The sequence below is a fragment of the Klebsiella sp. K4 genome (assembly GCF_014596785.2).
In the GTDB taxonomy this organism is placed as follows: Bacteria; Pseudomonadota; Gammaproteobacteria; order Enterobacterales; family Enterobacteriaceae; genus Klebsiella; species Klebsiella pneumoniae.
Genome location: NZ_CP115021.1, coordinates 2281251 through 2302269 on the forward strand (window position 1 = coordinate 2281251; position 21019 = coordinate 2302269).

A 21019-nucleotide genomic window follows, 5' to 3' on the forward strand; every position below is an offset into this window, starting at 1 on the left:
CAAAAAATAACATTTGTGATACAAGTCACTCTTTTTTGGCGCATGGGTAAGCTCAGCGCGGTGTGAATGCCGCTGGTTTACCGCCTCAAGGTTATGGCAGCACTCTTCTCACGATGACAGACCGGTGAATTTCTCTCCGATTTCCCGCGTTGCGTTGAGAATCGTCTACTATCCAAACGATAACCCTATAAATGATATCGCCTCTGGCGATGTTTTATCCGACTTGCCGGGCCGGGCCAGACGCTAAGCGGTTTAAAAGCGCAATGGTATCGGTTCCAGCACGACATTCACTGGTTTTGTCAGCGACAAAAACAGTAATTTTCAATGACAGGAATTTGATGATGTCGAGCGAGAAAACCAACAATTCCAGGCGTGATTTCCTGGTGAAATCGATGGCGCTGATCCCGACGGTGGTGATCGGCGGCGCGGGAGCAGGGGCTATTGGCGTGGCCACCAGCGCGACCGCGCAGGCGGCCCCCACTTCAGAGCCAGCCTCCGGGAACACCGCGGCGGCCAGCGACTGGAAGCCGCAGTTCTTCAACGATCGTGAGTGGGCGTTTATCAACGCCGCCGTCGCTCGCTTAATCCCGGCGGATGAACTCGGTCCCGGCGCCAAAGAGGCCGGCGTGCCGGAGTTTATCGACCGCCAGCTCAATACCCCTTACGCCACCGGCTCCATCTGGTATATGCAGGGGCCCTTCAATCCCGACGTGCCGAAAGAGATGGGTTATCAGCTGCCGCTGGTGCCCAAACAGATCTATAACCTCGGGATCGCCGACGCCGAGGCGTGGTGTCAGGACAAATATCATAAAACCTTCGCTGAACTGAGCAGCGAGCAGCAGGACGAGGCGCTCGGCCTGTGGGAATCGGGTAAAGCCGAGTTCAAACAGCTGCCGGCCTCGCTGTTCTTCACCTATCTGCTGCAAAACACCCGCGAAGGGTTCTTCAGCGACCCGATCCATGGCGGCAATAAAGGCATGGTCGGCTGGACGCTGATTAATTTTCCCGGCGCGCGCGCCGACTTTATGGACTGGGTTGAACGGGGCGAACGCTACCCCTTCCCGCCGGTATCAATTAATGGGGAGAGGGCGTAATCATGGCCACCGTATTGAAAAAAACCGATGTCGCGATCGTCGGCTTCGGCTGGGTTGGGGCGATCATGGCCAAAGAGCTGACCGAAGCGGGGCTCAACGTCGTCGCGCTGGAGCGCGGCCCGATGCGCGACACCTGGCCGGACGGCGCCTATCCGCAGGTGATTGATGAGCTGACCTACAACATCCGCCGCAAGCTGTTCCAGGATCTGTCGAAAAGCACCGTCACCATCCGGCATAACACCAGCCAGCAGGCGGTGCCCTATCGCCAGCTGGCGGCCTTCCTGCCGGGTACCGGCGTGGGCGGCGCCGGGCTGCACTGGTCCGGCGTCCATTTCCGCGTCGATCCCATTGAGCTGCGGATGCGCAGCCACTATGAAGAACGCTACGGCAAAAACTTCATCCCCCAGGATATGATCATCCAGGATTTCGGCGTCACCTACGACGAGCTGGAACCGTTCTTCGATAAAGCGGAAAAAGTATTCGGTACCTCCGGGACCGCCTGGTCGATCAAAGGCAAGGTCGTCGGCAAAGGCCGCGGCGGCAACGCCTTCGCCCCGGACCGCTCGGACGACTTCCCGCTGCCGGCGCAGAAAAACACCTGGTCGGCGCAACTGTTTGAAAAAGCGGCGCTGGAAGTGGGGTATCACCCCTATAACCTGCCGTCGGCCAACACCTCCGACTCCTATACCAACCCCTACGGCGCGCAGATGGGCCCGTGCAACTTCTGCGGTTTCTGCAGCGGCTACGCCTGCTACATGTACTCTAAAGCCTCGCCGAACGTGAACATTCTGCCGGCGCTGCGTCAGGAAAAACGCTTTGAGCTGCGGACCAACGCCAACGTGCTGAAGGTCAACCTGACCGACGACAAATCCCGCGCCACCGGCGTGACCTACGTCGACGGCCAGGGGCGCGAAATGGAACAGCCGGCGGACCTGGTGATTATCGGCGCCTTCCAGTTCCACAACGTGCACCTGATGCTGCTCTCCGGGATCGGCAAACCGTACAATCCGGAGACCGGCGAAGGGGTGGTAGGGCGTAACTTCGCCTACCAGAACATGACCACCATCAAGGCCATTTTCGACAAAGACACCTATACCAACCCGTTTATCGGCGCGGGCGGCAACGGCGTCGGCGTCGACGACTTCAACGCCGACAACTTCGACCACGGTGCGGCGGGCTTTGTCGGCGGTTCGCCGTTCTGGGTCAACCAGGCCGGGACCAAGCCCATCTCCGGTTTCCCGGTACCGCCGGGCACCCCGGCGTGGGGCAGCAAGTGGAAAGCGGCGGTGGCCGATACCTACACCCATCACCTGTCGATGGATGCCCACGGCGCGCACCAGTCCTATCGGCAGAACTACCTCGATCTTGATCCGAACTACAAAAACGTCTTTGGCCAGCCGCTGCTGCGCATGACCTTCGACTGGCAGGAAAACGACATCAAGATGGCGCAGTTTATGTTCGATAAGATGGCGCCGATCGCCAAAGCGATGAAGCCGAAATATATCCTCGGCAGCCCAAAAAACGCCAACAGCCACTTTGATACCACCACCTACCAGACCACCCATATGAACGGTGGGGCGGTGATGGGGGAAGATCCGAAAACCAGCGCCGTTAACCGTTATCTGCAAAGCTGGGACGTGCATAACGTCTTCGTCATCGGCGCCTCCGCGTTCCCGCAGGGGCTGGGCTACAACCCAACCGGCACGGTGGCCGCGCTGGCCTACTGGTCAGCGAAGGCGATCCGTGAGCAGTATCTGAAAAATCCGGGTCCCCTGGTGCAGGCATAAAGGAAGGCAGATGATGAAAATGCAATGGTTATCGGCCCTGGTGCTTGGGGCATTGAGCTGCGCGGCTTTTGCCGAAGAGGCGCCTGCGGACAGCAATCTGATTAAGCAGGGGGAGTATCTGGCGCGGGCGGGGGACTGTGTCGCCTGCCACACCAACGGCAAAGCAGGGAAACCTTTCGCCGGCGGTTTGCCGATGGAGACGCCGATCGGCACCATCTACTCCACCAATATCACGCCGGATAAAGAACACGGCATCGGCGGGTACACCTTCGAAGAGTTCGACGACGCGGTGCGCAAGGGCGTGCGGAAAGACGGTTCCACGCTCTATCCGGCGATGCCGTATCCCTCGTTCGCGCGGATCAGCGAAGCGGACATGCGCGCCATGTACGCCTACTTTATGCACGGCGTTGAGCCGGTGAATGTCGCCAACAAGGACACCGACATCCCATGGCCGCTGTCGATGCGCTGGCCGCTGGCGTTCTGGCGCGGTATCTTCGCCCCGACGCCGAGCGACTTTGTCGCCAACCCGCAGGTTGACCCGGTGCTCGAGCGCGGCCGCTATCTGGTGGAAGGCCTGGGCCACTGCGGCGCCTGTCATACCCCGCGTAGCCTGACGATGCAGGAAAAAGCGCTCAGCGAAAGCGAAGGCGATGATTACCTGGCGGGCAGCAATGCGCCGATTGACGGCTGGGTCGCCTCCAGCCTGCGCGGCGAAAACCGCGACGGTCTGGGGACCTGGAGCGAAGCCGAGCTGGCCGAGTTCCTCAAAACCGGACGCAACGATAAATCCGTGGTCTTCGGCGGCATGAGCGATGTGGTGGAGCATAGTCTGCAGTATCTCTCTGATGACGACATCACCGCCATCGCCCGCTACCTGAAGTCGCTCCCGCCGCGCGGCGGCAAACAGACCCCAGCCCCGGTGGAAGACAGCGTGGCGAAAGATCTGTGGAAGGGTAACGACAGTAAAACCGGCGCCGCACTGTACGTCGATAACTGCGCCGCCTGCCACCGCACCGACGGCGTAGGCTATAAGCGCGCCTTCCCGTCGCTGAAGGGCAACCCGGTGGTACAGACGGAAGATGCCACTTCGCTTATCCACATCGTTCTGACCGGGAGCACCACGCCGGCGGTGAAAGATGCGGTCTCCAACCTGACCATGCCGTCGTTCGGCTGGCGCCTGGACGACCAGCAGGTGGCGGATGTGGTCAATTTCATCCGCACCAGCTGGGGCAACAACGCGCCGGCGGTCAGCGCCAGCGATGTGGCGAAGGTGCGTAAGGAGACTGCGGCGCATGATGAGAAGGCGTTAGGCAACGCCGATATCTCGAAGCTGCCGGGGGCCGGACAGTAAGCGTCAGGGTTGCGTCGCCCGCGCGGCGCAACCCATACTTAGCGACGACGTAAAATACTGTCTGAATCAAGGAGTTTGCCTTCATGCTGCATGCAGAGCGACTGACCTGCATCGTTGACGATCGACCGCTGTTTGCGGCGCTGACGCTGTCCCTCGCTGCCGGCGAGCTGCTGCAGATCGCCGGTGATAACGGCGCGGGGAAAACCTCGCTGCTGCGGATCCTCTGCGGCCTGGCGCGCCCGGAAAGCGGGGTGGTGAGCTGGCAGGGCCAGCCGCTGGCGAAGGTCCGGGAGTCATTTCACCGTCAGCTGCTGTGGCTGGGCCATAAACCCGGCGTTAACGCGGCGCTGACCGCCGATGAAAACCTGCGTTTCTTCTTTCCGGCCAGCCGCCTTCAGCAGCGGGAAAGCGCCCTCGCTGCCGTCGGCCTGGCGGGCTATGAAGATCTCCCCTTGAGCCAGCTCTCCGCCGGGCAGCAGCGTCGGGTGGCGCTCACCCGCCTGTGGTTAACCGACGCGCCGCTGTGGATCCTCGATGAGCCGTTCACCGCCCTCGACGCCACGGCGATGGAAACCCTGACCCGTCGCCTGGAGCAGCACGCCCGGCAGGGGGGATGCGCCATCCTCACCACCCACCAGCCGCTGCGGCCACTGGGCTGTCCGTTGCGCACCCTGCGCCTCGGCGGCGACGCTGGAGGCGGGCAATGATGCGTGCGCTGTTGGCCCGGGAACTGCGCCTGGCGTGGCGCAGCGGGGCGGAGATCCTCAATCCGCTCTGGTTCTTTCTGATCGTCATCACCCTGTTTCCGTTCGGCGTAGGCGCCGCGCCGCAGCTGCTGGCGCAGATTGCGCCGGGCGTGGTGTGGGTCGCCGCGCTGCTGGCGGCGCTGCTGGTGATGGATCGGTTGTTTCGCGACGACTGGCAGGACGGTTCCCTGGAGCAACTGATGCTCCTGCCGACGCCGCTGGTGGCGGTGGTGCTGGTGAAGGTGGTTGCCCACTGGATGATGAGCGGCCTGCCGCTGCTGATCGTCTCGCCGCTGGCGGCGCTGCTGCTGGGGATGAGTCTGCATGACGCCGGTGTGCTGGCGCTGACCTTGCTGCTTGGCACCCCGACGCTCAGTTTTCTCGGCGCGGTGGGGGTTGGCCTGACGGTCGGCCTGAAGCGCGGCGGCGTCCTGCTGAGCCTGCTGGTGCTGCCGCTGGCGGTGCCGCTGCTGATTTTCGCCACCGCGGCCTGCCAGGCGGCGGCCGCCGGGCTCCCGGTCAGCGGCTATCTGGCGATGCTGGCGGCGTTCTTAACCGCCAGCGCCACCCTGTGTCCGTTCGCCACCGCCGCTGCGCTGCGGCTGACCGTGCGATAACTCGCTGCGCCTGCGGGCGCGGCCATCATAACCGTGTGAGTAAGCGTCTATGTGGAAAGCGTTACATCAACTGGCGATCCCCGAGCGGCTGTACCGCCTGTGCGGATGCTGGATCCCCTGGCTGGCGGCGTTGAGCGCGCTGTTGCTGGTCATCGGCCTGGGGTGGGGCTTTGGCTTCGCCCCCGCGGACTATCAGCAGGGGGAAAGCTACCGGATCATGTACCTTCACGTTCCGACGGCGATGTGGTCGATGGGGCTGTACCTGGCGATGGCCGTCGCGGCCTTCGTCGGGGTGGTCTGGCAGATCAAAATGGCCGATCTGGCGATCGCCGCCCTGGCGCCGGTGGGGGCGGTCTGCACCCTGGTGGCGCTGGTCAGCGGCGCGGCATGGGGCAAGCCGATGTGGGGGACCTGGTGGATCTGGGACGCCCGCCTGACCTCAGAGCTGGTGCTGCTGTTTCTGTATGCCGGGGTCATCGCCCTGTGGCACGCCTTTGACGACCGGCGGCTGGCCGGGCGCGCGGCGGGGATCCTCGTGCTGGTCGGGGTGGTCAATCTGCCCATCATTCATTACTCGGTCTACTGGTGGAACACCCTGCACCAGGGCTCGACCAACCTGCAGCAAACCATCGACCCAAGCATGCGTCTGCCGCTGCGGATCTGCATCTTTGCCTTCCTCACGCTGTCGGTCACCCTGACCCTGATGCGCCTGCGTAACCTGATCCTGCAACTGGAGCGCCGTCGACCGTGGGTGGTGGCGCTGGTGAATAAAGGAGCCGCCCGATGAGCCCCGCCTTTTCGTCTTTCGCCGCCTTCCTGAATATGGGCGGCTATGCCCTGTACGTCTGGCTGGCGGTGGCCGTGACCGTCGCCGCTTTTGGCCTGCTGACGGTGCATACCCTGTGGGCGCGGCGGGCGCTGTTCCATGAGGTACGACGCCAGCAGGCGCGCGAGCGGCGGATCGCTGCCGCCCGCGAACATGATAAGGAGGCCGCGGATGCAAGCGCGTCGTAAAACCCGGCTGTATATCGTGCTGGCGGTGCTCGCCGGCCTCGGGCTAACCGTCAGCCTGACGCTGTACGCCCTGAGCAGCAATATCGATCTGTTCTACACCCCGGGGGAAATTATCTACGGCAAAACGGAAACCCGGGCGCTGCCCCATACCGGTCAGCGGCTGCGGGTGGGAGGCTACGTTCAGCCGGGCTCCCTGCAGCGCGACCCGCAAACCCTCGACGTGCGCTTTAAGCTGTATGACGCCCGCGGGGTGGTGGACGTCAGCTATAAGGGCATTCTGCCGGACCTGTTTCGTGAAGGGCAGGGCGTGGTGGCCCAGGGCGTACTGGACGGCGAGCGGCATATTACCGCCCAGCAGGTGCTGGCCAAACATGATGAAAATTACACGCCGCCGGAGGTGAAAAACGCCATGACGCCGGAGAAAACGGGGGCGCAGCCATGATGCCGGAACTGGGCAACTTTTTATTGTGTCTGGCGGCGGGGCTGGCGCTGCTCCTGAGCGTCTATCCCCTGTGGGGCGCGGCGCGGCAGGATCGGCGGCTGATGGCCCTGGCACGGCCGCTGGCCTGGGGGCTATTCGCCTGTATCGGCGGCGCCTTCCTGCTGCTGGTGCACGCCTTTGTGGTCAATGACTTTACCGTCCGCTATGTGGCGGAAAACTCCAACAGCGCGCTGCCGGTGTGGTATCGGGTAGCGGCGGCCTGGGGGGCGCACGAGGGCTCGCTGCTGCTGTGGGTTCTGCTGCTCAGCGTCTGGACCTTCGCCGTCGCCATCTTCAGCCGCCGGATGCCGCTCGACGCCGTCGCCCGGGTGCTGGCGGTGATGGGTATGATCGCCTTTGGTTTCCTGCTGTTTATCCTCTTCACCTCCAATCCGTTCAGCCGCGGCCTGCCGCAGTACCCCATTGATGGTCGCGACCTCAATCCGCTACTGCAGGATATCGGCATGATTTTCCATCCGCCGATCCTCTATATGGGTTACGTCGGCTTCTCGGTGGCTTTCGCCTTCGCCATCGCCTCGCTGCTGGCGGGCCGGCTGGATACTGCCTGGGCGCGCTGGTCGCGTCCCTGGACCCAGGCGGCATGGATGTTCCTCACCCTCGGCATCGTGCTGGGCTCGGCGTGGGCATACTACGAACTGGGCTGGGGCGGCTGGTGGTTCTGGGACCCGGTGGAAAACGCCTCGTTTATGCCGTGGCTGGTGGGAACCGCGCTGCTGCACTCCCTGGCGGTGACCGAAAAGCGGGGCAGCTTCCGCGCCTGGACGGTGCTGCTGGCCATCGCCGCCTTCTCCCTGTGCCTGCTGGGCACCTTCCTGGTGCGCTCCGGGGTGCTGGTTTCGGTGCATGCCTTCGCCTCGGATCCGTCGCGCGGGCTGTTTATTCTGGTACTGCTGATTGTCGCCATCGGCGGATCGCTGCTGCTGTACGCCCTGAAGGGCGGCCGGGTGCGGGCGCGGGTGGAACATACGCTTTGGTCGCGCGAGTCGTTCCTGCTTGGCAACAATATTTTGCTAATGGCCGCGATGCTGGTGGTGCTCCTCGGAACGCTGCTGCCGCTGGTGCATAAAGAGCTGGGCCTCGGCAGCATCTCCATCGGCGAGCCGTTCTTTAACACCATGTTCACCGCCCTGATGGCGCCGTTTGCGCTGCTGCTGGGGCTGGGACCGCTGATCCGCTGGCGGCGCGATGACGTCGCCAGGCAGATTAAGCGCCTGATTATCGCTCTGCTGGTGACGTTGTCACTTTCTCTGGCGCTGCCGTGGCTGCTGCAGGACCGTATCACCGCCATGGCGGTCATAGGCCTGATGATGGCCCTGTGGGTGCTGATCTTCGCCCTGATGGAGGTTCACGAACGGGCCACCCATCGCCACGGCTTCTGGCGCGGCCTGCGCACTCTGACCCGCAGCCAGTGGGGGATGGTGCTCGGCCACGTCGGCGTGGCGGTGACCGTTATCGGCATCACCTTCAGCCAGAACTACAGCGTGGAGCGCGATGTACGGATGCGCCCCGGCGACAGCATCGATATCCACCGCTATCACTTTGTGTTTAACGGTGTGCGCAATATCGTCGGCCCCAACTGGACCGGCGGCGAAGGCATTATTGCCGTGACCCGCAACGGCCGCCCGGAAGCGACGCTGTATGCCGAGAAGCGCTTTTACACCGCCAGCCGGATGATGATGACCGAGGCGGCGATCAGCGGCGGGCTGACCCGCGATCTGTACGCCGCGCTGGGGGAAGAGCTGAGCGACGGCAGCTGGGCGGTGCGTCTGTACTATAAACCGTTCGTTCGCTGGATCTGGTACGGCGGGGTGCTGATGGCCCTCGGCGGTCTGTGCTGCATGCTCGATCCGCGCTACCGGATGCGTAAGAAGCTGCAGGAGGCCTCGTGAACCGGAAGCTACTGTTTATCCCGCTGGTGCTGTTTCTGGCGCTGGCCGCCGCGCTGTTCTGGCAACTGATGCGCAACGCCGAGGGCGATGACCCGACGACCCTCGAGTCGGCGCTGATTGGCAAACCGCTGCCGGAATTTCGCCTTGAAGGGCTGAATACCCCCGGTCAGACGCTGGACCGACGGACGCTGATTGACGGCAAGCCGCTGCTGCTCAACGTCTGGGCCACCTGGTGTCCAACCTGTCGCGCCGAGCATCAGTTTCTCAACGGCCTGGCGCAGCAGGGCGTGCGGGTGGTGGGGATGAACTACAAAGACGATCGCCAGAAGGCGATGAGCTGGCTGCAGCGCCTGGGTAATCCCTACAGGCTGAGCCTCTACGACGGCAACGGCATGCTTGGCCTGGATCTCGGGGTCTATGGCGCGCCGGAGACGTTTCTCATCGACGGTCAGGGCATTATCCGCTGGCGGCACGCCGGCGACCTGAACGAACGGGTGTGGCGCGAGGAGCTCCAGCCGCTGTGGGATCAATACAACCGGAGGGCGGGCTGATGAGACGTGTAATAGTCATCCTGCTGGCCCTGATGCTGACCGGCCAGACGTGGGCCGCCATCGATACCTGGCAGTTTAAGGATGAGGCCCAGGAGCAGGCCTTCCGCGAGATCACCTCCCAACTGCGCTGCCCTAAATGCCAGAACAACAACATCGCCGACTCAAACGCGATGATTGCCGCTGATATGCGGCAGAAGGTGTACGAGCTGATGCAGCAGGGGAAAACGAAAGGGCAGATCGTTGACTATATGGTGGCCCGCTATGGTCATTTTGTCAGCTACGAGCCGCCGCTGACCGCGGGCACGGTGCTGCTGTGGCTGGGGCCGGGGTTGTTCGTGCTGGCGGGCGCGGGAGTGATTATCGCCCGCGCCCGCCGTCGCGACATTCCTGACGCGGCGCTCAGCGCCGAAGAGCGCCAGCGGCTGGCGGCATTATTGCAAGAAGGAAAAGAACGATGAGCCTGTTGGTAGTTATCGCCGGGCTGTTGCTGGCTGGCGCGCTGGGGCTGCTGTACTTCCCGTGGTCGGGCAAAGGGGCGGTAGACCGCGATGCCCTCAACCGCGCCCTGTACCAGTCGCGCCTGCAGGAGCTGGCGCAGGAGCGCGGCGAGGACAACCCGGCGCTGGTCGTCGAACTGCAGCGCACCCTGCTGACGGATATTCCGCCCCAGGCACAGCCTGGCGAACGGCCGCTACGCCGCTGGGCGCTGCTTCCGGGCGCGCTGCTGCTGGTGGTCCTGAGTCTGGGCCTGTATCTGAAAACCAGCGATATTGGTCAGGTGCTGCTCTGGCAGCAGGCTGAACGACATTTTCCTGCGCTGTTGCAGCAGGTTAAGGACCCGACGGCGGCGCCGCTGCGAATGGATGAGCTGGCGGAGCTGCGGCTTGGCCTGCGCAGCCACCTGCAGGATACCCCGAACGACCTCGCCGGCTGGCAGCTGCTTGGGCGGCTGGGCCTGTTGTTAAACGATGGCGAGACGGCGATCGGCGCCTTTGGCCGGGCGCATGCTCTGTCGGGGGATGACCCGGCGGCGGCTTTCGATTACGCCAGCGCGCTGGTGCGGGCGGGGGATAGCGGTCAGGTTCGGATGGGCGAGCTGCTGCTGCGTGACCTGCATCAGCGGCAGCCGAACAGCCTGCCGGTGCTTGAGATGCTGGCCCTGAGCGCGGTGCGCAATGAAGATTACCCCGAGGCCGTGGCGGCCCTGCAGGCGTTGCTGGCCCGGCTACCGGAAGGGGATGCGCGGCGCGAGGCGATCGTCCGCCAGCTGGCGCAGGCGCAGCAGCAGGCGCAATAACTGCCCGGCGGCGCTACGCTTGCGCGGGCCTACGAAGGGCGCGAATAGAGCGCCAAATCGCGGGTAGCCTTTGTAGGCCGGGTAAGCGAAGCGCCACCCGGCAACATGTTGGGCTCGGAGCCTGATTTCTTGCCGGAGACGGTTATCGGTTTTCCTGGTTCTCAGCCCGGGAATGCGTTTCTCACGCGTGACTTCAGCGTACTCTGTGCTCCCGCTTCGTGGTGCTGTACCTGGTTCTCCGTGGCGCAGGGAGCGTCATGGAACGGCAACGAATGCCGTACGGTTCTCTCTCCCTCCGGAAGAAGGCCTGGGTGAGGGAAAGCACTGCCGGGAAGTCTTTTATGTTATCTGTGGCTTCAGCGTATTTTGCGCTCCCGGTTAATCTTCTGCGTTATGCCTGGCATGGCGCAGGGAGCGCACAGGGGGCGGCCAGTCGCCGCCGCCCCCTGTACCCCCGGGCTCCGGCCAGCAAAATCGCCGCTACGCGGTCCCTTCGACTTATCCCTGCAGGCTTCGGGTCGGGCCGAGGCAGCGTCCGTGCAAAACACGGCCCTCAGCCCGCATCCATGCGGGCTGCCCCGGCCTTCCGGGAACGTCTCAGCGATGTTGAGGCCGCAACACCGGCAGTTTCAGCAACAATGGTGAATAAATTAACGACAAGGCGCACGGACCGTAGGCCGGGTAAGTCGCAGCCGCCACCCGGCACAAAACCGGCTCCGCACCCGCTGCCCTTGCCCGGCGGCGCTACGCTTGCGCGGGCCTACGAAGGGCGCGAATTGAGTGCCAAATCACCGGGCCGGGTAAGGCGTAGCTGCCACCCGGCAAAAATACGGCACCAGAGCGTAGCCCGGATAAGGCGCCATGCGCCGCCATCCGGGTTTTTCTCTGCTGGCGCTGTCATGCCGCTGACGCGGCTTTCAAAAGCTTCTCGATGTTGTAAGTGTACGAATGCTATTCCAGAATTTCATGTCTGCTGTGTGTCCAAAGTGGAAGGAGGAGATTATCTGCATATCGAAAAATGGCTGCCTAAGCCATGGCGATTCATACAGCGTTTTTTGTGCCTCCACAAAAATCCATTTCCATGGTTTTAGTTTCGTTGAACATTTATACAGAGGACAAACCTGATCCAATAGGGAAATCTTTGTTAATGAATCCATGTAGACCATCAAGCTTAAGGTTTGGTTTTACATAGAATTCAAACGGCTGTTTATATAACATTTCATTGTTATTTCTATAAAATTTGAAACCCTTTGTTGCGCTCATTCGGAATTCGTTATATTCATATATTGGTAGAAAAACTTCATATATCATCCTCTCATTAACCCCCTCCTTGTAATAAAAACAGATATGTATATCACCTAGTGTATAACCAAAATCCGGAATTGGTATGTGCATAATATCATTGGGTTTAATACCATCTTTCATAGTTATAAAAATTTTCTTCATAATTTGAGTTCCATATTTATTTGTATATGTAACATAGACATTGGAACCGTCAATTATATCGATGTCACCATTGCGCAGATCTCCCACTTTTATTTGTAACTCACCTAAGGTGGCTCGCTTACCAGCTTCCTCCACAGTAAAATCCGTTTTAAAAAAATCACAGCCAGAAAGAGCAATGGATAACAATAGAATAATAATCACTCTCATGTTCATCCTCTTAAGTCCCTTATTTAATTTTATCCGTTTGTATAGCTAAAGTATGTGCTCGTTATGATAACAGAACAACCCTTGACGATAATCTTAGACAGACATGGGTGCCGCTGTCATCAGAATGAGAGCGACTGCAAACGTCCTTTCTTCGCTCATAGCGGACCTACAACTCAGTCGCTCGTCCGATCCGCGTCAGCAGCGGGCGTTACGCATGAACTCTAATGATCAATGGGTGGGGTAGTTCCCCTACTTAGCGCGTTGTTCCACTCATCCAGAGTCACAGTAAAAAGCATGCTTGCGGGCTCATTTTTCACGTCATGAATATTTCGTGAAAACCGGAGACCTGCTTTCGTCAGGATCTTTTGGGATGCCAGATGGTTTGGTCTTACTACCGCAGAAATCTCAGCCAGTTTTAAAACATCAAACCCGTACCCGACCGCATATTTAGCGAACTCTGTCGCCAGACCTTTCCCCCATGATTCTGTAGAGAAACGATACCCCAGGTTCATTATCGGTGTATCGTCATAACTGATAATGCTAAGCCCTCCAAAACCGATAATTCTATCGGGATTCTCTTTCAGTGAGATAGCCCAGTTTCCGAACCTATAATTCTCCCAGTGGTTAAGCCAGCGGGCCATTACATTACGTGCGTGACTAATATCGGGATACGGGCCTGCTGGATTGAACGTATTTGTTGCAGGGTCGCCATAAATCCTGAAGAGATCATCTATATCTGATGCGTTTACGCGGCGAAGATAAAGTCTTGAGCGATCTGGTTGCAAAGTAATCTCCTGATCTACGGTTTATAAAGTGGAGTATATTGCTGATATATAGATGTTAGATCCAGATTTCTCAATAGGGTTGTTATGCTCGTGTGATAAAATATTCAATCGCACACAGTGACAGGTAGCTCTTCGCTCAAAGCATACTTTCATCCCAGCCAGATTGCCACGTTGTGCCGAAGCGTAAGTGACAACGCCAGAGACTTTCAAATATCGTTGCTGTGTTTTGCACGAAGCTCACACCCAAACCAAAAAAAGCCCCTGCGCGAAAGCAGGGGCAAGCCATGTCAGAGCTTATTTTTTATTAGTTAAATACCATCCCGCCGTCGATCAGCAACGACTGACCGGTCATGTAATCAGAATCCGGGCTGGCAAGATAGGAGACGCAGGCGGCGACATCTTCCGGCTCGGACAGACGACCGAGAGTGATGCGTTTGGCGAACTCGGCGGTACCGTAGCCCAGCGGTTTACCGGCGGCTTCGGACACCTGGCGGTCAATTTCGGCCCACATTGGCGTTTTGACAATCCCCGGGCAGTAGCCGTTGACCGTGATGCCCAGCGGCGCGAGGTCGCGAGCGGCGGTCTGGGTTAAGCCGCGTACGGCGAATTTACTCGAGCTATACACCGCCAGCTCCGGGTTACCGACGTGGCCGGCCTGGGAACAGGCGTTGATGATTTTCCCGCCGTGACCCTCTTTCTTAAAGGCCTCGACCGCCGCCTGGATGCCCCAGATCACCCCTTTGACGTTGATGTTGTAGACTTTGTCGACAATCTCCGGGGTAATGGACTCGATCGGCGTGGACGGCGCCACGCCGGCGTTGTTGACGATGACGTCGAAGCCGCCCAGCGTTTTGCGCGCCTGTTCGACGGCGGCAAATACCTGGTCGCGGTCAGAAACATCCACTTTCACCGCCATGGCGCGGCCGCCGGCCTGGTTGATTTCGGAGGCGACCGCTTTGGCGGTGGCGTCGTTATAATCGGCAATGGCCACGGCAAATCCATCCTTCACCAGACGAAGGGCGATAGCTTTACCAATCCCCTGGCCGGCGCCGGTAACAAGTGCGACTTTTTTCATTTTTCTTTCCTTATTGTGATGACTTACAGAATCTGACTCAGATGCAGCTGGCCCATCAGCAGCGGGTTATCGCGATAATCCACCGGGATGGCCACTACCGCCGGGCCGTCGACGTCCATCGCCGCGCGCAGGGTCGGCTCCAGCGCCTCGGCGCTTTCCACGGCAAACCCTTTCGCGCCGAAGGATTCGGCATAGGCTTTAAAATCCATCGGCCCAAACTCGACGCCGGACAGGCGCTGATATTTTTTCTCTTCCTGGATAGCGACCATGTTGTAGCCGTTATCGACCCAGATAAGATGCAGCACGTTGGCTTTCAGGCGGACGGCGGTCTCCAGCTCCATGCTCGACTGCAGGAAGCCGCCGTCGCCGGAGACGGAGACCACTTTGCGCTCAGGATTGACCAGCCAGGCGCCGATAGCCCAGGGCAGGGCGACGCCCATGGTCTGCTGGCCGTTGGAGATCATCACCTGACGGGCGCGGAAGCTGTACAGGTAGCGGGCAATCCAGATATGGAAGCTGCCCATGTCCACGGTCAACGTGACGTCGCTGTTGACGATATCCTGCATGGCGCGAACGATGCGCAGGGGATGCAGGGCAAACTGGTTGAGCTGCGCGCCGCGGCGGTCCAGCAGCTCGCGCTGGTGCTGGCGGTCGCGGAGGATCTCCGCCGCCTGCGGGGAGAGCACCAGCCGATGATCGATATTTTGCGCCAGCTTGTTGAGAGTGCCGGCGATATCGCCCACCAGCTCGACATCCGGGGTGTAGTTGCGCTCTTCATAGGCGGGCAGCACGTCGATGTGCACCAGCGTCGCGTTGCCGCTGTTCCACATCGCCGGTTCGTATTCCACCGGGCTGTAGCCGATGCAGATCACCAGGTCGGCGAGCTGCAGCAGACGGTCCCCGGCCTGGTTGTTAAACAGCCCAACCCGGCCGGCGAAGCGAGAGAAGTTATCCTGATTCACCGCTCCGGCGGCCTGATAGGTGCTGGTGACTGGAATATGGCTGGTCTCCAGCAAACGGCGCAGCGCCTTGCTGTTTTCCGGCTGGCTGGCCATCAGGCCGAGCAGGAAGATCGGGTTCTTCGCCTGGGCGATAAGCTTCGCCACCTGGTCGATGGCATCATCCGGCGCGGCGCCCATCTGCGGGGCCCCGCTGGCCGGCAGCACTTTGCCGCTGACCGGGCCATCGACCACATCCTGCGGCAGGCTAACGAACGCGCTGCCCGGCCGGCCCTGCTCGGCGGCGCGGAAGGCGTTGGAGACCACTTCCGCCAGCGCATCCGGCGCCGTCACCTCGACGGCGTATTTGGTGACCGGGCTGAACATCGCCACCGTATCCATACTCTGGTGGACCTGCTTCGCTTTATCGGCGCGTTTTACCGCGCCGCCCAGGGCCACCACCGGGTCGCCTTCGCTGTTCGCGGTGGCCATGCCGGTGATCAGGTTGGAACAGCCCGGACCGGAGGTGACCAGCGCCACGCCCGCTTTGCCGGTAATGCGTCCGACGGCGGCGGCCATAAATGCGGCGTTGGCTTCGTGGCGTACCGGAATAATGCGAATGGAGGAATCCAGCAGTGAATCAAAGACCTTGTCGATTTTGGCGCCGGGGATGCCGAACACCTGGCGTACTCCCTGAGCTTCCAGCTGACTGACGACGAGATCGGCGCCGTGCGCCCACTGGCGTACCGGATACTGTTTGTCCATGTGACCCCCTTAACTTTCTACGGAACGGATGGCGGCATCGAGATTATCGGGATGCAGATTAGCCTGCAGGAACGCGCTGTCGGCGGGCAGGTCGATCATCAGCTTGTGAATTTCGCCGAAGGTCAGCACCCCGTGGTCGAGCTGGTAATCCAGCAGGTGACCGCCGCCTTTGCGGTCATCGGTAATAAAGTGCTCGTGATACCCGGCGACGTTGATCCCCTGCATATGCTGCGGGGTCCGGAAGCCGACCAGCACCCCTTCGCGCTGGTTAAAGCGGAACACCGGCTGATCGTCGAGGACGTCGGTCATCGCCCGGTACGGCGGCGTCTGGCGCGGCACGGTGCGGGTATGGGCATGGCGGAAATGGCCGTCGATGCGCAGGGCGCAGAACAGGTTGTCAGAGGGGATTTGCTGGTCGATCACCGCGTGCAGCTGCTGGCGGCTCACCGGATGGTCAAAGGTTTTCCGGTACTGCGGCTGGAACCAGGTCATCACCGCGAACGGCGTTTTCTGCTCCGGCTGGGCTTTGCGCGCGCTGCCGTCGGCGCGCAGCTGATAGACCTGACTGCTGAAGGCGATCAGCTCCCCGTCCAGCTCATTAAAGGTGCCGAGGCCGAAATCGCCGTGTTTCAGCAGGTCCGCGATGGTGGTGCTGCCTTCGTAAACCCCGCTCAGCAGGGCGCTCATGAGCGATGTCTGATAGAGCACGCTCTCGGGATGCTGCGCGGAAAACGCCCGTAGGGTTTCGCATAGACTCTCTTCGCAGGTGCATTCAGCAGAATGATTCATATACCACTTCCTCGTTCAACAAATATAAGAAAGGTTAAATAAATGTTGACCCGATTCAGCTCACAGTTCCAATATAGAAACCATGCTGGTTTGAGACGTTTTCGATATGGAACTTCGTTATCTTCGCTATTTTGTCGCCGTCGCCAGGACGCGGCACTTCACCCAGGCCGCCAAGGAGCTGGGTATTTCACAGCCTCCGTTAAGTCAGCAAATTCAGCGGCTTGAGCGCGAAGTGGGGACCCCGCTGTTCCGGCGTTTAACCCGCGGGGTGGAGCTGACGGAAGCGGGAGAGTCTTTCTATGAGGATGCCCGCCAGATCCTCGCCATGAGCGATGCGGCGCTGGAGAAGGCCAAGGGCATTGCGCGCGGGATGAACGGCAGCCTGTCGCTAGGCATTACCAGTTCTGATGCTTTCCATCCGCAAATCTTCACGCTGCTGCACCGTTTTCAGCTCGACCACCCCGGGGTGACCCTGCACCAGATGGAAGACAATATGGCCAATCTGATGACCGCCCTGAGCGAGGCCGAGCTGGATATCGCCTTCGTCCGCCTGCCGTGCGAGAGCAGTAAAGCCTTTAATCTGCGGATTATCGATGAGGAGCCGATGGTTATCGCGCTGCCGCGCGATAACCCGCTGGCGACGCAGCCGACCCTGGCCCTGGAGCAGCTGCGCGACGTGGCGCCGATCCTCTTCCCGCGGGAGGTGGCCCCCGGGCTGTATGAGCTGGTGTATAACAGTTGCCTGCGCGCCGGGATCGATATGGAGCGCGCCTGGCAGTCGTCGCAAATTTCGTCGTCGCTGAGCATGGTCAATGCTGGCTTCGGCTTCGCGCTGGTTCCGCAGTCGATGACCTGCATCCAGCAGCCGAACGTCAGCTATCACCCGCTTAGCGGGGCGCCGCTGAAGACCGATATCGCCATCGCCTGGCGGCGCTTCGAGCGCTCGCGTACGGTGAAACGCTTTCTGGCGATGTTCTGATCTTCGCGGCGCCAGCGTCTTACTGCGCCACCCAGCCGCCATCCATGTTCCATGCGGCGCCGCGCACCTGGGCGGCGGCATCGCTGCACAGAAACAGCGCCATTTCGCCCAGCTGCTGCGGGGTGACAAACTCCCCGGAGGGCTGTTTTTCCGCCAGCAGCTGGGCGCTGGCCTGCTCCGGGTCGACCCCCTCGGCGATGCGCTTATCGATCTGCTGCTGCACCAGCGGGGTTAGCACCCAGCCAGGGCAGATGGCGTTGCAGGTGATGCCGCTACGCGCGGTTTCCAGGGCCACGGTTTTGGTCAGCCCGACCACCGCGTGCTTGGCGGCGACGTAGGCCGATTTCTCTTTCGACGCCACCAGGCCATGCACTGAGGCAATATTGATGATGCGCCCCCAGTTGCGCTGGCGCATACCCGGCAGCGCCAGGCGGGTGGTGTGGAAGACGCTGGAGAGATTGATGGCGAGAATATCGTTCCATTTGTCCACCGGGAACTGCTCCACCGGGGCCACGTGCTGGATGCCGGCGTTATTGATCACGATATCGACGCCGCCGAAGGTGCTTTCGGCATAGTGCATCATCGCCTCGATTTGCCCGACGTCGCGCAGGTCGGCGTCGTGATAGCCGGGGATCTTGCCCAGCGCGGCGACTTCAGCCCGGGCGTGGCTGCTGTCGCCGAAGCCATTGAGCACCAGCTGGGCGCCTGCCTGCGCCAGCACTTTGGCGATCCCTAAACCGATGCCGCTGGTGGAGCCGGTGACCAGCGCCGTTTTACCGTGTAAGTTCATTTTATTACTCCTTCAATCTGGTATCAGACAATGCCGGTCACATAGAACGTGGCAATGACAAACAGTACCGCGAGGCTTTTGATCACCGTGATGGCGAAAATGCCGCCGTAGGCCTGGCGATGGCTCAGGCCGGTGATCGCCAGCAGGGTGATCACCGCCCCGTTGTGCGGCAGGGTGTCCATGCCGCCGCTGGCCATGGCGGCGACACGGTGCAGGACCTCGAGCGGAATATTGGCGGCGTGGGCGGCGGCGACAAAGGTCTCGGACATCGCCGCCAGGGCGATGTTCATCCCCCCGGAGGCCGAGCCGGTGATCCCGGCCAGCACCGTGACGCTGATCGCCTCGTTTAACAGCGGATTGGGAATGGCCGCGAGGGCTTTTGACAGCACCAGGAAACCCGGCAGGGCGGCGATAACCGCGCCGAAGCCATACTCAGAGGCGGTGTTCATCGCCGCGAGAATAGCCCCGCCCACCGCCGTCCGACTTCCCTCCGCCAGCCGGCCGCGGATATTGCGATAGCCGCAAACCAGCACCAGCACAATGCCGGAGAGCAGCGCCGCCTGCACCGCCCAGATGGCGGTGATTTTCCCCACTTCGGTGACGACAGGCTTCGCCAGGCCCGGCAGGTTGAGCTCATGGCTGGCGCCGTACCACTGCGGGATCCAGTGGGTGAACAGCAAATTCAGCACCCCCACCAGCAACAACGGGGCGATAGCGATTAGCGGATGCGGCAGATCGATGTCATCCGGGGTCTCCGGCTCATTTTGCAGGTCGGTCCCATAGCCTTCGCCGCGGGCCTGCGCTTTGCGGCGCTGACGCTCCAGCCACAGCAAACCGAAGATGATAATGAACAGCGAGCCGATAAGCCCCAGCCAGGGGGCCGCCCAGGCGTTGGTGCCGAAGAAGCTGGTGGGAATAATATTCTGGATCTGCGGCGTGCCGGGCAGGGCGTCCATGGTAAACGAGAATGCCCCGAGGGCGACGGTGGCGGGGATCAGCCGTTTGGGGATCCCGCTCTGGCGAAATAGTTCGGCGGCGAAAGGGTAGACGGCAAAGGCCACCACAAACAGCGACACCCCGCCGTAGGTCAGCAGGGCGCACACCAGCACGATCACCGGGATCGCGTGGCGGCGCCCAAGGATGCGGATGGCGGCGGCGACAATCGAACGAGAGAATCCCGACAGCTCAATCAGCTTGCCGAATACCGCGCCCAGCAGAAACACCGGGAAATAGAGCTTCACAAAGCCGACCATTTTTTCCATAAACAGGCCGGTAAAGGCCGGGCCGACCGCGCCCGGGTCGGTGAGCAGCACCGCGCCGAGGGCGGCGATCGGCGCAAAGAGGATCACGCTGTATCCACGGTAGGCTGCCAGCATCAGTAACGCCAGCGCGGCCAGGGCTATTATCACACTCATCACGACGTCTCACTCTCATTGTTATTGTAGGGGTACAGAACGCGATACTAGGGTTTCAGGGCGAAGCGCAGCTGGTGTTCCCGGCGCGACTGGATGCGCTGGTGCCGGGCCTCGTCCCAGCGGTAAAAGCCTTGCCCGCTGCGGGCGCCGGTGTCGCCTCGCGCCACTTTCTCCGCCACCAGCGACATCATCTCCGTGCCGCTGGCCAGCTCCGGCAGCAGGTGCTGGCAGATATCCTGGACCGTCGCCAGGCCGGTCATGTCCGCAGCCTCCAGCGGGCCGACCATCGCATAGCGGCGGCCCAGCGAGGCGCGCATCACCTGGTCCACCACCTCCGGGGAAGCGATGCCGCTGTGGACGATATGCAGTGCTTCGCGCAGCAGGGCGAACTGCAGCCGGTTGCCGACAAAGCCCGGCGCGGCGCGGTTGAGCACCACCGCCTCCAGCGCGCAGGCGGCGCAAAAGCCGCTCACCTCGCGCGCCAGATGAGGCAGCGTGGCGCTCCCGGGCACCACTTCCACCAGCGGGATCAGGTGCGGCGGATGCCAGAAATGAGCGATCAGTAGCCGTTCCGGGAGGCGCATGCCCTGCGCCAGCCGATCCGGCGGCAGGCCGCTGGTGTTGCTGGCGATAATCGCCTCGTCGGCGATCAGCGTTTCCAGCTCGGCGTACAGGGCGTGCTTCAGCGCCAGCCGTTCGGGGATCGCTTCAATCAGTAGCGTGGCATCGGCCAGGGCATTCAGCGTCGGGGTGGGGGTCAGACGGGCCAGCACCGCGTCGCGGTCGGCGGGATCCTGTTGACCGCTGGCCTCCAGCTCGCACAGGATGGCGCTGGCCACCGCCGGAACCTCGGCGAGACGCTGCGGTTCGGTGTCATACAGGCGGACGGCGTGACCGTGACGGGCGAAATGGCAGGCGATACCGACGCCCATCAGTCCCGCGCCGAGTACCGCCAGGCGTGGTGTAAACATAGTGGCTCCTG

At 61.4% G+C, this 21019-nt stretch carries 21 protein-coding genes; 13 read left to right on the forward strand and 8 right to left on the reverse strand.

Going from position 1 to position 21019, the window contains the following annotated elements; translation table 11 throughout:
* Positions 1–338 precede the first annotated feature (338 nt).
* The 12 genes from IB144_RS11325 (at position 339) to ccmI (ending at position 10848) form a co-directional block, all read left to right on the forward strand.
* The gene (locus tag IB144_RS11325; protein ID WP_014907442.1) at positions 339–1094 is read left to right on the forward strand and encodes a gluconate 2-dehydrogenase subunit 3 family protein; all 756 of its coding nucleotides are present in this window, start codon (positions 339–341) and stop codon (positions 1092–1094) included.
* Between the two features lie 2 nt (positions 1095–1096).
* A complete protein-coding gene (locus IB144_RS11330) occupies positions 1097–2881 on the forward strand; it encodes a GMC family oxidoreductase (protein ID WP_002908285.1) in 1785 nt (594 codons plus the stop codon).
* Positions 2882–2891: 10 nt separating this feature from the next.
* A complete protein-coding gene (locus IB144_RS11335) occupies positions 2892–4232 on the forward strand; it encodes a cytochrome c (protein WP_004184337.1) in 1341 nt (446 codons plus the stop codon).
* Positions 4233–4315: 83 nt separating this feature from the next.
* On the forward strand, positions 4316–4939 hold the full coding sequence (gene ccmA, locus IB144_RS11340) for a cytochrome c biogenesis heme-transporting ATPase CcmA (RefSeq protein ID WP_004175727.1): 624 nt from the start codon (positions 4316–4318) through the stop codon (positions 4937–4939).
* Positions 4936–5595: a heme exporter protein CcmB gene (gene ccmB, locus IB144_RS11345; protein ID WP_004891310.1), complete on the forward strand. Its 660-nt coding sequence runs from the start codon at positions 4936–4938 to the stop codon at positions 5593–5595. The genes ccmA and ccmB overlap by 4 nt, the downstream gene beginning before the upstream one ends.
* Positions 5596–5644: 49 nt before the next feature.
* Positions 5645–6382: a heme ABC transporter permease gene (locus IB144_RS11350; protein WP_004189553.1), complete on the forward strand. Its 738-nt coding sequence runs from the start codon at positions 5645–5647 to the stop codon at positions 6380–6382.
* A complete protein-coding gene (gene ccmD, locus IB144_RS11355; protein WP_004175730.1) occupies positions 6379–6609 on the forward strand; it encodes a heme exporter protein CcmD in 231 nt (76 codons plus the stop codon). Before IB144_RS11350 ends, ccmD begins: the two co-directional genes overlap by 4 nt.
* Positions 6593–7051, forward strand: a complete 459-nt coding sequence (gene ccmE / locus IB144_RS11360; protein ID WP_004143391.1) for a cytochrome c maturation protein CcmE — start codon at positions 6593–6595, stop codon at positions 7049–7051. Before ccmD ends, ccmE begins: the two co-directional genes overlap by 17 nt.
* Positions 7048–9000 carry a heme lyase CcmF/NrfE family subunit gene (locus IB144_RS11365; protein ID WP_065888656.1) on the forward strand — a complete coding sequence of 651 codons (1953 nt, stop codon included), beginning with the start codon at positions 7048–7050 and terminating at the stop codon, positions 8998–9000. Before ccmE ends, IB144_RS11365 begins: the two co-directional genes overlap by 4 nt.
* Complete coding sequence (locus IB144_RS11370; RefSeq protein WP_046653962.1) at positions 8997–9551, forward strand: DsbE family thiol:disulfide interchange protein; 555 nt, start codon at positions 8997–8999, stop codon at positions 9549–9551. The genes IB144_RS11365 and IB144_RS11370 overlap by 4 nt, the downstream gene beginning before the upstream one ends.
* An 11-nt stretch (positions 9552–9562) precedes the next feature.
* Complete coding sequence (locus IB144_RS11375) at positions 9563–10009, forward strand: cytochrome c-type biogenesis protein (RefSeq protein ID WP_074189265.1); 447 nt, start codon at positions 9563–9565, stop codon at positions 10007–10009.
* On the forward strand, positions 10006–10848 hold the full coding sequence (gene ccmI, locus IB144_RS11380; protein ID WP_032424046.1) for a c-type cytochrome biogenesis protein CcmI: 843 nt from the start codon (positions 10006–10008) through the stop codon (positions 10846–10848). Before IB144_RS11375 ends, ccmI begins: the two co-directional genes overlap by 4 nt.
* A gap of 1104 nt (positions 10849–11952) precedes the next feature.
* On the opposite strand, the gene IB144_RS11385 is transcribed toward ccmI, so the two are convergent.
* The 5 genes from IB144_RS11385 to budA all read right to left on the reverse strand — a co-directional run bounded on the left by IB144_RS11385 (position 11953) and on the right by budA (position 16853).
* Positions 11953–12501 carry a hypothetical protein gene (locus tag IB144_RS11385; protein WP_149358888.1) on the reverse strand — a complete coding sequence of 183 codons (549 nt, stop codon included), beginning with the start codon at positions 12499–12501 and terminating at the stop codon, positions 11953–11955.
* 221 nt (positions 12502–12722) lie between these two features.
* Positions 12723–13286 (reverse strand): GNAT family N-acetyltransferase, encoded by a 564-nt coding sequence (locus tag IB144_RS11390; protein WP_017879888.1) that lies wholly within the window; start codon positions 13284–13286, stop codon positions 12723–12725.
* Between the two features lie 304 nt (positions 13287–13590).
* On the reverse strand, positions 13591–14361 hold the full coding sequence (locus tag IB144_RS11395; protein ID WP_004151179.1) for a (S)-acetoin forming diacetyl reductase: 771 nt from the start codon (positions 14359–14361) through the stop codon (positions 13591–13593).
* Positions 14362–14384: 23 nt separating this feature from the next.
* Entirely contained in the window at positions 14385–16064 is a 1680-nt protein-coding gene (gene alsS, locus IB144_RS11400; protein ID WP_004175750.1) for an acetolactate synthase AlsS, read from the reverse strand.
* A 9-nt stretch (positions 16065–16073) separates the two neighbouring features.
* On the reverse strand, positions 16074–16853 hold the full coding sequence (gene budA, locus IB144_RS11405; protein ID WP_032433164.1) for an acetolactate decarboxylase: 780 nt from the start codon (positions 16851–16853) through the stop codon (positions 16074–16076).
* A gap of 106 nt (positions 16854–16959) precedes the next feature.
* Between budA and IB144_RS11410 the strand changes: the two genes are divergently transcribed.
* The gene (locus IB144_RS11410; RefSeq protein ID WP_004145376.1) at positions 16960–17832 is read left to right on the forward strand and encodes a LysR family transcriptional regulator; all 873 of its coding nucleotides are present in this window, start codon (positions 16960–16962) and stop codon (positions 17830–17832) included.
* 19 nt (positions 17833–17851) lie between these two features.
* Here the strand turns inward: IB144_RS11410 and IB144_RS11415 are convergent, their stop codons facing one another.
* Genes IB144_RS11415 through IB144_RS11425 form a run of 3 tightly spaced genes read right to left on the reverse strand, consistent with a single transcriptional unit; the run spans position 17852 to position 21008 of the window.
* Entirely contained in the window at positions 17852–18622 is a 771-nt protein-coding gene (locus IB144_RS11415; protein ID WP_004189574.1) for a 3-hydroxybutyrate dehydrogenase, read from the reverse strand.
* Positions 18623–18645: 23 nt separating this feature from the next.
* Complete coding sequence (locus IB144_RS11420) at positions 18646–20040, reverse strand: GntP family permease (protein WP_202151170.1); 1395 nt, start codon at positions 20038–20040, stop codon at positions 18646–18648.
* 44 nt (positions 20041–20084) lie between these two features.
* Positions 20085–21008, reverse strand: coding sequence for a 3-hydroxyacyl-CoA dehydrogenase family protein (locus IB144_RS11425; protein WP_046653968.1), 924 nt, complete (start codon positions 21006–21008; stop codon positions 20085–20087).
* Positions 21009–21019: the final 11 nt, after the last annotated feature.